Source organism: Luteibacter sp. OK325 (assembly GCF_003050935.1).
GTDB lineage: Bacteria > Pseudomonadota > Gammaproteobacteria > Xanthomonadales > Rhodanobacteraceae > Luteibacter.
In genome coordinates, this window is sequence record NZ_QAOX01000004.1 from 319,332 (window position 1) to 331,485 (window position 12,154).

General features: G+C 61.6%; 9 protein-coding genes, 1 tRNA gene and 2 pseudogenes. 6 read left to right on the plus strand and 6 right to left on the minus strand.

Features of this window, described 5'->3' with window-relative positions; genetic code table 11:
- Positions 1 to 226: 226 nt before the first annotated feature.
- The 6 genes from C8J98_RS11480 to C8J98_RS11505 all read right to left on the minus strand — a co-directional run bounded on the left by C8J98_RS11480 (position 227) and on the right by C8J98_RS11505 (position 5,762).
- Positions 227 to 319: transfer RNA gene (locus tag C8J98_RS11480), tRNA-Ser, on the minus strand.
- A 73-nt stretch (positions 320 to 392) separates the two neighbouring features.
- Positions 393 to 614: a carbon storage regulator CsrA gene (gene csrA, locus C8J98_RS11485; protein ID WP_107913323.1), complete on the minus strand. Its 222-nt coding sequence runs from the start codon at positions 612 to 614 to the stop codon at positions 393 to 395.
- A 301-nt stretch (positions 615 to 915) separates the two neighbouring features.
- Positions 916 to 3,549: an alanine--tRNA ligase gene (gene alaS / locus C8J98_RS11490; protein WP_107913324.1), complete on the minus strand. Its 2,634-nt coding sequence runs from the start codon at positions 3,547 to 3,549 to the stop codon at positions 916 to 918.
- A 71-nt stretch (positions 3,550 to 3,620) separates the two neighbouring features.
- Entirely contained in the window at positions 3,621 to 4,127 is a 507-nt protein-coding gene (locus C8J98_RS11495; protein ID WP_107913325.1) for a regulatory protein RecX, read from the minus strand.
- Positions 4,114 to 5,154, minus strand: coding sequence for a recombinase RecA (gene recA, locus C8J98_RS11500; RefSeq protein WP_107913440.1), 1,041 nt, complete (start codon positions 5,152 to 5,154; stop codon positions 4,114 to 4,116). Before recA ends, C8J98_RS11495 begins: the two co-directional genes overlap by 14 nt.
- 98 nt (positions 5,155 to 5,252) lie before the next feature.
- Positions 5,253 to 5,762, minus strand: a complete 510-nt coding sequence (locus C8J98_RS11505) for a CinA family protein (protein ID WP_107913326.1) — start codon at positions 5,760 to 5,762, stop codon at positions 5,253 to 5,255.
- Positions 5,763 to 6,860: 1,098 nt separating this feature from the next.
- On the opposite strand from C8J98_RS11505, the pseudogene C8J98_RS11510 reads away from it, so the two are divergent.
- The 6 genes and pseudogenes from C8J98_RS11510 to C8J98_RS22325 form a co-directional block, all read left to right on the plus strand.
- A pseudogene (locus C8J98_RS11510) lies at positions 6,861 to 7,205 on the plus strand (hypothetical protein); the annotation flags it as partial.
- Positions 7,206 to 7,360: 155 nt separating this feature from the next.
- A complete protein-coding gene (locus C8J98_RS11515) occupies positions 7,361 to 8,371 on the plus strand; it encodes a type IV secretion system protein (RefSeq protein ID WP_107913327.1) in 1,011 nt (336 codons plus the stop codon).
- Between the two features lie 98 nt (positions 8,372 to 8,469).
- Complete coding sequence (locus tag C8J98_RS11520; protein WP_233260209.1) at positions 8,470 to 9,189, plus strand: TrbG/VirB9 family P-type conjugative transfer protein; 720 nt, start codon at positions 8,470 to 8,472, stop codon at positions 9,187 to 9,189.
- Positions 9,186 to 10,454: a TrbI/VirB10 family protein gene (locus tag C8J98_RS11525; protein ID WP_107913328.1), complete on the plus strand. Its 1,269-nt coding sequence runs from the start codon at positions 9,186 to 9,188 to the stop codon at positions 10,452 to 10,454. The genes C8J98_RS11520 and C8J98_RS11525 overlap by 4 nt, the downstream gene beginning before the upstream one ends.
- Positions 10,455 to 10,461: 7 nt before the next feature.
- Positions 10,462 to 11,502 (plus strand): P-type DNA transfer ATPase VirB11, encoded by a 1,041-nt coding sequence (virB11, locus tag C8J98_RS11530; protein ID WP_107913329.1) that lies wholly within the window; start codon positions 10,462 to 10,464, stop codon positions 11,500 to 11,502.
- 49 nt (positions 11,503 to 11,551) lie between these two features.
- Positions 11,552 to 11,986: pseudogene (locus C8J98_RS22325) on the plus strand (lytic transglycosylase domain-containing protein); the annotation flags it as partial.
- Between the last annotated feature and the right edge of the window lie 168 nt (positions 11,987 to 12,154).

Consider the following 12,154-nt stretch of genomic DNA (forward strand, 5'->3'; position numbering starts at 1 on the left):
GTTACAAAAACGCCGGCCTAGCGCCGGCGTTCTTGTGTGTGCGTTTTGTGAGGTTTTTTTGTGGGAGCCGCTTCAGCGGCGATGGGTGCTCGCGGCAACCTGGCCCGCTAGCGCGGGATCGCCGATGAATCGGCTCCTACATGGCTGGGGAAAATTGATACCACGGCTGTAGAAAATCGATGCGGCCAAAACGCAAAACGCCCCAAAAAGGGGCGTCTTGCGTAACTGGCGGAGAGTGAGGGATTCGAACCCTCGATAAGGCTTTTGACCCTATACTCCCTTAGCAGGGGAGCCCCTTCGGCCACTCGGGCAACTCTCCGTGAACGTTCGTTGAGGAACGTGCCTTAACGAGCGAGCAAGGATACTGGTCCTTGCTTCAGCCGTAAAGAGCCTTACTGGTCGTGGTCGTCCCCGGTGTGGCCGGCATGACCGGCATCGCCGCTGGAATCGCCCTCATTCTTGATGCGCTGGTAAATCTCTTCGCGGTGAACCGCGACGTTTTTAGGTGCATTGATACCGATGCGCACCTGGTTACCCTTCACACCCAGAACAGTGACGGTCACCTCGTCGCCGATCATTAGGGTTTCACCGACCCGGCGGGTCAGAATCAGCATGATTGATACTCCATAAAATCAGGTATTGGCTTCCCCACCAACGACAACTCACCCCGAGTGCTTGCCGTCAATGGATCGACGTTTCGACCATCGAAGGCCGAACTGCCTTCCCCGGCTCTAGTTGTGTGTGTCGCTGACCAGCTGTCCTGCCTCTACGATCACGAGGATCGATGCCGAAGAATGCATTCGGCATTCGGATCATACTAGCCGAGCCAAACCAGCGGGCGCAACGCACGGCACCAAAAAAACGCGTGGCGGAGCGCCTTTACAGCATGCCGCCGTTCACGCTGGCTGGTTTCGTTCAGTGCAGCCGGGCTTCGATCCAGCCCGGAATGCCCGCAAGGATCTGCGGGAGCGCCGGCGAGTCCACGCCGCCACCCTGTGCCATGTCCGGGCGACCGCCGCCCTTGCCGTCGATCTGCGACGCGACTTCGGCGACCAGATCGCCCGCCTTGACGCGCCCCAGCGCCGCACCGCCGACGCCCGCCACCAGCGAAACGCGGCCGTCCAGCGCGCCTGCGAGGATGATGGCGCAATCGCCCAGCTGTTGCTTGAGGACGTCTACGCTATCGCGCAGCGACTTGGCGTCGAGACCTTCAAGACGCGCGGCCACAACTTTGATACCGGCAACGTCGACGGCCGAAGTAGCAAGATCCGCCGAGGCGGAACTGGCCGCCTTCGCCTTGAACGATTCGATCTCGCGTTCGAGCTTCTTCTGCTTGTCGAACAGCTGACGAAGTTTCTCGACCACGTCGTCGCCACTGGCTGCGAGCAAACCGGATACCTCACCCAGAACGCGCTCTTCATCGGCGACCCGAGCCAGCGCACCCGCACCCGTCACGGCTTCGATACGGCGCACGCCGGCGGCAACGCCGGACTCCGAGACGATCTTGAACAGGCCGATATCGCCCGTGCGCGACACGTGCGTGCCGCCGCAGAGCTCGGTGGAGAAGTCGCCCATTTTCAGGACACGCACTTCGGCACCGTACTTCTCGCCGAACAGCGCCATCGCGCCGAACTCGATCGCTTCGTCGTAGCCCATGTTGTGGATTTCGGCCTGGTCGTTATGACGCACTTCGTCGTTGACCATGCGCTCGATCAGCGCGAGTTCTTCCGCAGTGACCGGCTTGAAATGCGAGAAGTCGAAACGCAAGCGCTCAGGTGCCACCAGCGAGCCCTTCTGCGAAACGTGGTCACCCAGCACGGTGCGCAGCGCGGCATGCAGCAGATGCGTCGCGGAGTGGTTGAGTACGGTCGCCTGACGCTGCGAGGCATCCACCAAAGCACCCACCACATCACCCTTGTTCAGCGGCGCCGAACCTTGCCAGCTGCCGAAGTGTGCGAAGAACGCGCCACCGACCTTCTGCGTGTCCTGCACCGCGAGGGCACCCGATGTATTGCGGATCATGCCAGTGTCACCCACCTGACCGCCGGATTCCGCGTAGAACGGCGTGCGATCGAGCAGGAGGAAAGCTTCCTCGCCATCGGCGAGATGGTCGACGGCCTTACCATCGCGCACGATGGCGACGACTTTCGCGTCGGCCAACTCGAGCGAGTCGTAACCCGTGAAGACGGTCGGGGACACGGCGCTGGCCACGTCCGCCGGAAGCTGGGCCTTGCTGCCGAAATTACTGGCCGCACGGGCACGCGCGCGCTGCTCGCCCATGGACTGCTCGAAGCCGTCCATGTCCACGCTCATGCCACGCTCACGGGCGATGTCGGCCGTGAGGTCGACCGGGAATCCGTAGGTGTCGTACAGGCGGAAGGCATCGGCACCGGGAATGACATGGCCCGACTTCGCAGCGATGTCGTCGAACAGACGCATGCCGTGCTCGAGGGTCTCGCCGAAGCGGTCTTCCTCGGTCTTCAGCGCCTGCTCCACGAAGGACTGCTTCTTCGCGATATCCGGATAGGCGTCGCCCATCTCGGAAACCAGCGGCGCGACCATCTTCCAGAAGAAATCACCGCGCACGCCCAGCATCCAGCCGTGACGAAGTGCGCGACGGATAATGCGACGGAGCACGTAGCCACGGCCCTCGTTCGACGGCAGCACGCCGTCGACGATGAGGAACGAACAGGCACGGATGTGATCGGCGATGACGCGCAGCGACTTGTTCGAGATATCCGCCGTGCTGGTGAGACGCGAGGCCTCGGCGATCAGGTGGGCGAACAGGTCGATCTCGTAGTTGGAATGCACGTGCTGGAGCACGGCAGCGAGACGCTCCAGGCCCATGCCCGTGTCGACACAGGGCGCGGGAAGCGGCGACAGCGTGCCGTCCGGCGCGCGGTCGAACTGCATGAACACCAGGTTCCAGATCTCGATGTAGCGGTCGCCGTCTTCGTCGGGCGAGCCCGGCGGGCCACCGGCGACGTCCGGACCGTGATCGAAGAAGATTTCCGTACACGGGCCACACGGGCCGGTATCGGCCATCTGCCAGAAGTTGTCGGAAGCAAACGGCGCGCCCTTGTTGTCACCGATGCGGACGATACGGTCCGCCGGCACGCCGACTTCCTTGTTCCAGATGTCGTAGGCCTCGTCGTCCGTGTGATACACGGTGACCCACAGGCGCTCGGCCGGCAGTTTGTAAACCCCGGTGAGCAGTTCCCACGCGTAGCGGATGGCATCGCGCTTGAAGTAGTCACCGAACGACCAGTTGCCCAGCATCTCGAAGAAGGTGTGATGGCGGGCGGTATAGCCCACGGCATCCAGGTCGTTGTGCTTGCCGCCCGCACGCAGGCAGCGCTGGACGTCGGCCGCACGAACGTAACCCGGCTTTTCGCTGCCGAGGAAGACGTTCTTGAAGGGAACCATGCCCGAGTTGGTGAACAACAGGGTGGGATCGTTCGACGGCACCAGCGATGCCGACGGCACGATGGTGTGGTCCTTGGAACGGAAGAAGTCGAGGAAGGTCGAACGGATTTCGGCGGTTTTCATGAGCTATCGTGGCTTGGGAGCTGCGAGACATGTCGCGGAGACGCTCCGTCCAGAATCAAGGCTCGCTGCCTTCAATCGTCGTCGGTGTCTTCCGCATCGGCGTGGGTTAGAACACGTACTGTGGCGGCGGCGAAGCCTCGACGCAAGAGGAATTGCGCCCGTCGCACCCGCTCCGCGGGGTCGGCGGAGGGCCCGCCGTAACGTCGACGCAGCTGACTTGAGGCCAGATCATGCCAATCCACGTCGGCGGACTCGATCAGCCGGCGTATCACGGCGTCGGCAATGCCCTGGCTGCGGAGTTCGGCGCGGATGCGGACTGGCCCGTAACCCTGCCCTATCCGGCTACGCATGAGGGATGCGGCGAAGCGGTCGTCATCCTGATAGCCCTGGTCACCGAGCTGCGCGACGGCATCCGTGGTCTCCTCACGAGCAAAACCGCCACGATCAAGCTTCTGCTTGAGTTCGCGGCGGGAGTGCTCGCGCCGGGCCAGGAGCCCAAGCGCCTTGTCGTACGCGGTACGGGTGGGGCGATCGGCCTTGCCGTCGCCCTGCCCCGTGCCTTTATCAGACTTCCTCAAGCTCGTCTGCCTCGGTCGAGGCTTCGGCCTTCGGACCCGCCTTGACCAGCAGGCGCAAACGCAGCTCGGCGTCCACTTCGTTGGCGATGGCCGGGTTGTCACGCAGGAACTGGCGGACGTTTTCCTTGCCCTGGCCGATGCGGTCGCCCTTGTAGCTGTACCAGGCGCCGGACTTGTCGATCAGGTTCTCGCGCACGCCCAGCTCGATGATCTCGCCTTCGCGCGAAGTACCTTCGCCGTAGAGGATCTCGAATTCGGCCTGGCGGAACGGCGGCGCCACCTTGTTCTTCACGACCTTGACGCGGGTCTCCGAACCGATGACTTCGTCGCCCTTCTTGACCGCGCCGATACGGCGGATGTCGAGACGGACCGAGGCGTAGAACTTCAGCGCGTTACCACCGGTGGTGGTTTCCGGGCTGCCGAACATCACGCCGATTTTCATGCGGATCTGGTTGATGAAGATGACCAGGCAGTTCGTCTTCTTGATGTTGGCGGTGAGCTTGCGCAGTGCCTGGCTCATCAGACGGGCATGCAGGCCGACGTGGGAGTCGCCCATTTCGCCTTCGATTTCCGCCTTGGGGGTGAGCGCGGCGACCGAGTCGATCACGACCATGTCCACGGCGCCGGAGCGCACCAGCATGTCGGCGATCTCGAGGGCCTGCTCACCGGTATCCGGCTGGCTGACCAGCAGGTCGGCCACGTTCACGCCGAGCTTTTCGGCGTAGCTCGGGTCCAGTGCGTGCTCGGCGTCGACGAAGGCGGCCGTGCCGCCCGCGCGCTGGCAGGACGCGATGGCCTGCAGGGTCAGCGTGGTCTTACCCGAGGATTCCGGACCGTAGATTTCGACAACGCGACCACGCGGCAGGCCGCCGATACCGAGAGCGATATCCAGGCCGAGCGAACCGGTCGAGACGGTATCGATCGTATCGTCGGCGCGATCGCCAAGACGCATGACGGCACCCTTGCCGAACTGCTTTTCAATCTGGCCGAGGGCACTCGCCAGCGCCTTGCGCTTATTGTCGTCCATCGTCATATCCGGGTCTCGTGTGTAGGTAAGTATCTTGCCCGACCGTGGTCTCAGGGACTGCGATCCGCAATCACCAAGTGTGCCACAGGGGACGCAGCTCAGCCCCTGAGCTCGGAGGCCATTCCAGCAAGTGCGCGGGCCACCGTCTGTCGGCGAACTGCCTCGCGATCACCCGAAAAGTGGAAGAGTTCGGCACGGGCGTACCCGCCCCGGCGCTTCCAACCAATCCAGACCGTCCCGACCGGTTTATCCGGCGTCCCGCCGGACGGGCCCGCGATACCGGTGACCGCCACGGCGACGCCGGCGCCGTACCTGGCCAGGGCACCCGAGACCATCTCAAGGACGGTCTCCTCGCTGACCGCGCCGGTCCTCTCGAGGGTGCGCGGATTGACTCCGAGCAGGGACTCCTTCGCGCTGTAGCTATAAGTAACGACTCCCGCCTCGAACCACGCCGAGCTGCCGGCCAGATCGGTGAGGGTCTTGGCGATCCAGCCACCGGTGCACGACTCAGCCGTCGCCACCATGACCCGGCGCTCCTGGGCGGCGGTGGCGACGTCCTGGGCCAGCGCCATGAGGTCGGCGTCGGAGGGAATGGTTGCGGAATCCATGGGGGGGGCCTGTGGGGAAAGGGAGAGGTTCTACTCCCGACGATTTGCGATGTCGATGCGATAGCGGTCGTGGCTGAGAATTTTTGAGAAAACTTCTATGCGTGCCTGCGTTGTTGCAGCGGCGCTTCACGGCTATCATGACAACCTACTGGTGCCAATTTAATGCCACTTATAGATTGCCATACATAACTGTCACCGCCTCATCCCACAGCTCGCTTTCACTTCGCGGGAAAAGCACGCGGGCGAAGCCGCGGTCAGGTGGCGATAGGCCCCTACAGCTCGCCATGAGCGAGGGCGACTCATCCGTTGTGGTTCGTTCAGTCACCATCTCTCCGCTCGAGTCACTGGCGCGCCGACCGATGTTCGATCGTCGCTCGCAACACACTGAAAACATCGAGGTGACGCACGCCTGACACGGAGGGATGACAACTTACGGACCGTGGAGCCGTTGCCGAAAATGGTTTCAACGGCAACATTCACGAGCCTTACACAATTACGGCAATTGAGTGCGCCAATGCACACTTGTGCAGTGACGTACGTCGCGCCGAAACGCGTTTCACGCATGTTACATGCCAGAAATGTGTGACAAAGGCCACAAAAACACGCACATGGACCACTAGTCAGAAAATTCTTGTTGCGTTATGTTTACGTCGCGGACCGAGTTCCGCCAAAAGGGGTGGGGATACATAGTCGGTAAGACGCAACTATAAGTGGGCGATGTGCTTATCGCTCCTGAGGCACACGACCATTCTTCGCTGGCACGTTATGCAAGGGCGCATCTGCGCTCGTACAGGATGTTGTATGGATGATTTGCATGTCGCTCGGGGCCGGTTGGCCCGCCGTTCCAGTCAGTTCCAGGGGTATCGCTCAAGCCGCGCGTCTCGCGTGGTGGCACGTCGACAGGCCGCAGCCGATCCGCTCCCCCGGCTCAGCGTCCCTGCCCATTTCGTAGCGCCGTAAACGCGTTCCAGCTTCGCCTTCGGCGATAAGCCGTGATGCCTGCTGCCTACGTTTTCACTTTGCCTTTCGATGACTTACGAGCCAAGCGTGAATAGAACCCTGAATCCCCTCGCCCTCGGCCTTGTTTCCGCACTCGCCATGCTCCTTTCCGCTTGCAGCACGCCCGCGGCGAAGGACTTCGGCGGCAGCTGGAAGCCGGTCAATCGCTACGACGACAAGACCGTCGAGATTCCCCTCGCCGTGCCTTACACCTATTACGCGGCGCCGATGGATGCCACGTTGAAAACAATGCTGACGCGGTGGACCAGTGACACCGGCATGAAGCTGTCGTATCGCCTAAGGTCGGATTTCACCCTTTCGAAGGGTACGTCACAGATTCACACCTCCGAGCTTCGCGACGCAGCTGCGCAGCTGAGCAAGACGTACGCACAGCAAGGCGTGGCGGTCATCGTCGATGGACCTACGCTCGTGATCGAAGAAGTGAGTGCCGTCACAACTGCGCCGCCGGTGGCGAACGGGGGACCGGGACCGGCCCCCACCACGCCAGCACCTGCTTCGGCCGAGAACACCGCCGCGAGTGCGGATACGAAGTAACAACCGCACTTTCGTGCCGCGACAATCAAGGCAGCCTTTCGCACATGCTCAAGAAAAAACAGTCGCCAAAGATCGACGCTACCGTTTCGCAGTCGGTGAGCTTCGAGGTAACAGTCATGGATCAGGCGCGACTAAGCGCTCGCCGGGCATGGATCGTCACCTATTGCTCGGTGGCCCTGACAATCATGATGGGCGGCATTATTTTCTACATGATGCCGCTCAAGGAAAAGATTCCGTTCGTCGTCCTTGTCGATCCCTACTCCGGCACGAGTTCCATTTCACGACTGCGCGATGACGTGCTTGATCAGCGCATCACTTCGAGCGAATCGGTGAATCGCAGCAATATCGCACACTTCGTTCTTGCCCGCGAAGCATACGACCTTGCTATCACGAACATGCGGGACTGGCCGACGGTGATGACGATGGCAGCACCCGATGTCGCCGGCCCCTATATGCGGCTTCACTCCGCAGGCAACGAAAACAGTCCGTTCAAGACGTACGGCAAAGTTAAGGCAATCCGCGTAAAGATTCTCAGCATCGTACTGATCGGCGGTGGCCAGGGGGGAACGCCGAAGGGTGCGACGGTGCGTTTCCAACGCACGGTTTACGACAAGACCACCGGTGCGGCGACCCCGCTGGATAGCAAGATCGCCACGATGGAATTTGTCTACAAGGCGAACCTCCGCATGGACGACCAGAGTCGTGTAGAGAATCCGCTGGGCTTCCAGGTCACTAGCTACCGCGTCGACAACGACTTCGGATCAGCGCCTCCGGTGGAAGTACCCACCAATGTGGATCCTGCCGCGCCACCAGCGGCCGCTGCGCCGACGGCAACGCTGGATCCGGACGACATGCCCGCTCCCGTCAACGGCCAGGCAGTTCCTCCCGTGCAGCCTTCGGCGGTCATCCAAAGCTCGGCCATCCCCGCATCACCCATACCGCTGGAATCCTCGTATCCGGCACCCCAGCCCGCGGGCGCCACCGGCCCCGCGTCAACCAACGCCGCACCTGCGGCCCGTTCCGCCCGTAGCGCCGCCAATGGAGGGCGCCGTTGATGAACCGATCAAGCAAGCTGAGGCTCCTAACCGCGATCAGCGCGACCGTTTTCTGCGCAATGCCGTTTGCGATGGCCGAGAGTGCACCAACCGCGGCAATGCCCTCGCAGGGCATCCCATCTGGGCAGGCGACGGTACAGCCCTACGAATATCAGCCTGACCACATCTACCAAGTGCGTACCGGCCTGGGCATCACGACGCAGATCGAATTGAGTCCCAATGAGAAAATTCTCGACTACAGCACCGGTTTCAGCACAGGCTGGGATTTAACGCGCAGAGACAACGTTTTCTACGTCAAACCGAAGAACGTCGACGTTGATACGAACATGATGATTCGTACCGCAACGCACTCATACATCTTCGAATTGAAAGTGGTCGCCACCGACTGGAAAACGCTGGACCAGGCCCGTCGAGCAGGTGTCCAGTACAAGGTCACCTTCACCTATCCATCCGACACCAGCTTCATGGCCGAGACGAAGAAGGTCGAGGAAACGCCGGCACTGGACACCGCACTGGTAAAGGGACGCGACTACAACTTCGACTACGACTACGCGAAGCAGAGAAAGACGGCCCCCTGGCTGGTTCCTGTCAACGTCTACGACGATGGCCGCTTCACCTACATCAAGATGCCTGACCTGAAGCAGTTTCCGACAGGCAACTTCCCAACGGTCTACATGCGAGAAAAGGAACACGGAGAGGATTCGGTCGTAAATACGACGGTCGAGGGCAACACGATCATCGTCCACGGCACGTACGCCTATCTTGTAATTCGTCACGACAACAATGTCGTGGGCCTGCGAAGGAACACCAAGAAGTGAGCCCGAACACTCCTCATCATCCGGACGACGAGTCCGCTGGCGACCACACTCCGCCGCAGGATTATCGTGCCGACCAGCGCGATCCATTGGCGGGCAATCCTTATGCTTCGCAGGCTCGCCAGCCGCAGCCTGATCTCGACAGAGATGCTCCGCAACTGACTTCGAGCGACATGCGACGCATGAATCGTCGAGCACTCGGCCTGCTTGCGAGCATCGCGCTACTGCTGGTCGTCATTGGCGTCTGGGCCTTCAGTGGACTGGGCGGCGAAAAGCAGAAGCCCAAAGTACGGGAAGAAACGGTGACCGTTCCCGATGCGCCGATGACGCAGGGACCGCCGGCACCTTCTGTCCCAACTGCGCAACCACGAGTGGCAGCACCGATCGCACTGGCGGCGCCACCGGTTCCACGTGAACCCGACCGAGAGACGACTGAACCCGCGCGCCCACAGGGCCCCACCCTCCTCGAACGCCGGATCGCCGCATCGGGCCAGGGAGCCACTGGTGTTGCGAGTGGCGGATACGGTGGCCCAGGGAATCCCGCGAATCCAATGAGCGGCTACATTTTGCCGGACCCCAACGGCAATGCACCGGCGCTCCAGCCCCGGATGAGCAGCAACAACAATCTCGCCTACACGGCGGGCGCCCTTCCGGACGTGTCCAGCGCTTCGCCGCTGACGCACCCGGATACGCTCATGCTACGTGGCACCTTCATTCGCTGCGTGCTGGAGACCCGCATCATCACCGACATACCAGGTTTTACGTCCTGCGTCGTGACGGAGCCGGTCTATTCATTTACTGGTAAGCGCCTACTCCTGCCCAAGGGCTCGAAGGTCATGGGCAAGTACGACATGGAACCGGATGGCCCGCGCGTGGCGGTGATCTGGGATCGCATCGTCACGCCGACCGGTATCGACGTGAACATGGCCAGCCCTGGTATCGACACTCTCGGCGGCGCCGGTCATCCGGGTTACTACAACGCTCACTGGGGTAGCCGCATTGGCTCGGCTTTGCTCATCAGCCTCCTCAGCGATGCCTTCAAGTACGAAGCCGCCGAGCACGGGCCGAAGTCGACGACGATATCCAACGGCGTCGTCACCCAGACCCCGTTTGAGAGCAACACAGCAGCTACCATCCAGCAGCTGGCCAACCAGGCTGTGCAGCGAGCGGCAAATCGCCCCGCCACCGTGACGATCAATCAGGGCACAGTGCTTGCCATCTACGTGGCGAAAGACGTGGACTTCGCCGGCGTCGTGGCGAGGTATTGAGAACAGCATGAGCGAGAGCGCACTGGCCGCCGTCGGCAATGACTTCCTGGACTACCAGTACGAAGTACTGGGCGTGAAGGATTTCCTTGCGGCACCGGACGTCACCGAGATCTGCATCAACCGCCCCGGCGAGCTCTATCTCGAGCGCCGCGGCGGTTGGCAGCGCGTGGATGTTCCATCGCTCACCTATGAACGCGCTCGCCAGTTTTGTACGGCCGTGGTCAACGAGAGCAACACTGGCCAGCGCATCACGGATACGGATCCTGTTGTATCGCTGACGTTCCCAACGGGTCAGCGTGCACAGTTCGTCATTCCTCCGGCATGTGAGGCTGGTCGCGTCTCCATCACGATTCGCCTGCCGTCGAAGCAGACGCGCACTCTGGCGCAATACGGTGCAGACGGCTTCTTCGACGAGATCCTCGAAGGCGCGAACACTATCTCACAGGCCGACAAGGAACTTCTCGAGCTACGCGCGGAGCGCCGCTATGCGGATTTCTTCCGCCATGCCGTGCTCAACAAGAAGAACATCGTTGTCGCAGGCGCGACCGGCAGCGGCAAGACCACGTTTATGAAATCACTCGTTCACCACATCCCAGAGGACGAGCGCCTGGTCACGATCGAAGACGCGCGGGAACTGTTCATCGATCAGCCGAATGTTGTCCATCTGCTCTATTCCAAGGGTGGGCAAAGCATGAGCAACGTCACGGCCAAGAGCTGCATGGAGGCCTGCCTCCGCATGAAGCCCGACCGGATCATCCTGGCTGAGCTACGCGGCGACGAGTCGTTCTACTTCATCCGTAATTGCGCATCAGGGCACCCGGGTTCGATCACAAGCTGCCATGCGGGCAGTGTTGAACAGACCTGGGACCAGCTCGCGCTCATGGTCAAGGCATCCACGGAAGGCGCCGGACTGGAGTTCGCCACGATCAAACGGCTCTTGATGCTGACGATCGACATCGTTGTCCACATCAAGGCGCACGCAGGCCGGCGGTACATCACCGGCATCGATTTCGATCCCGCTCGCGTCCTAGGCGCGAGCGGAGGGTAACTCTCGAGCGCATCGGTCATCAGACAGGAGTTGTAAGGTGGTACCAGGATTGGAAATGATGAGTTGCCCGAACCTTGCCGTCCCGGCGGAGGTGATGCAACACGTCGTCAATGTCGAATCGAGCCGCAACCCCTATGCCATCGGCGTCGTAGGTGGCCAGCTGGTGCGCCAACCGCAGAACCTCCCCGAGGCGGTGGCCACGGTGCACATGCTCGAAGACAAGGGCTACAACTACTCACTCGGCATCGCCCAGATCAACCGGACGAACTTCGGCCGTTATGGCCTGGACACCTTTGAGAAGGCGTTCGAGTACTGCCCAAATATGGTCGCGGGATCGCGAATCCTCGCTCAGTGCTATGCAAGTGCTGGCAAGGACTGGGGAAAGGCATTCAGTTGCTATTACTCCGGCAACTTCACCACTGGCTACCAGCACGGGTATGTGCAGCGCGTGTTCGACTCGATGACACGAAGCGGATCGACCGCTGCAGTGCGTGCCATTCCCCTGATGGCGCGCGCGCCCGTCCGGATCATAAGCGTTGGTAAGGGCGTCACCAGTGTCACCGCGGATAGCCCCGCCTACCGGGTAGCGATGCGCAGCATCCTGGACGCCACCGTTGGTGCAGCGGTTACCCCCATCGTCGCTGCAGCGACG

Coding starts and splice junctions, on each gene's coding strand:
- csrA (WP_107913323.1), bottom strand. CDS start 614: ATGCTGATTCTGACCCGCCGGGTCGGTGAAACCCTAATGATCGGCGAC.
- alaS (WP_107913324.1), bottom strand. CDS start 3,549: ATGAAAACCGCCGAAATCCGTTCGACCTTCCTCGACTTCTTCCGTTCC.
- recA (WP_107913440.1), bottom strand. CDS start 5,154: ATGGACGACAATAAGCGCAAGGCGCTGGCGAGTGCCCTCGGCCAGATT.
- C8J98_RS11505 (WP_107913326.1), bottom strand. CDS start 5,762: ATGGATTCCGCAACCATTCCCTCCGACGCCGACCTCATGGCGCTGGCC.
- C8J98_RS11515 (WP_107913327.1), top strand. CDS start 7,361: ATGCTCAAGAAAAAACAGTCGCCAAAGATCGACGCTACCGTTTCGCAG.
- C8J98_RS11520 (WP_233260209.1), top strand. CDS start 8,470: ATGCCCTCGCAGGGCATCCCATCTGGGCAGGCGACGGTACAGCCCTAC.
- virB11 (WP_107913329.1), top strand. CDS start 10,462: ATGAGCGAGAGCGCACTGGCCGCCGTCGGCAATGACTTCCTGGACTAC.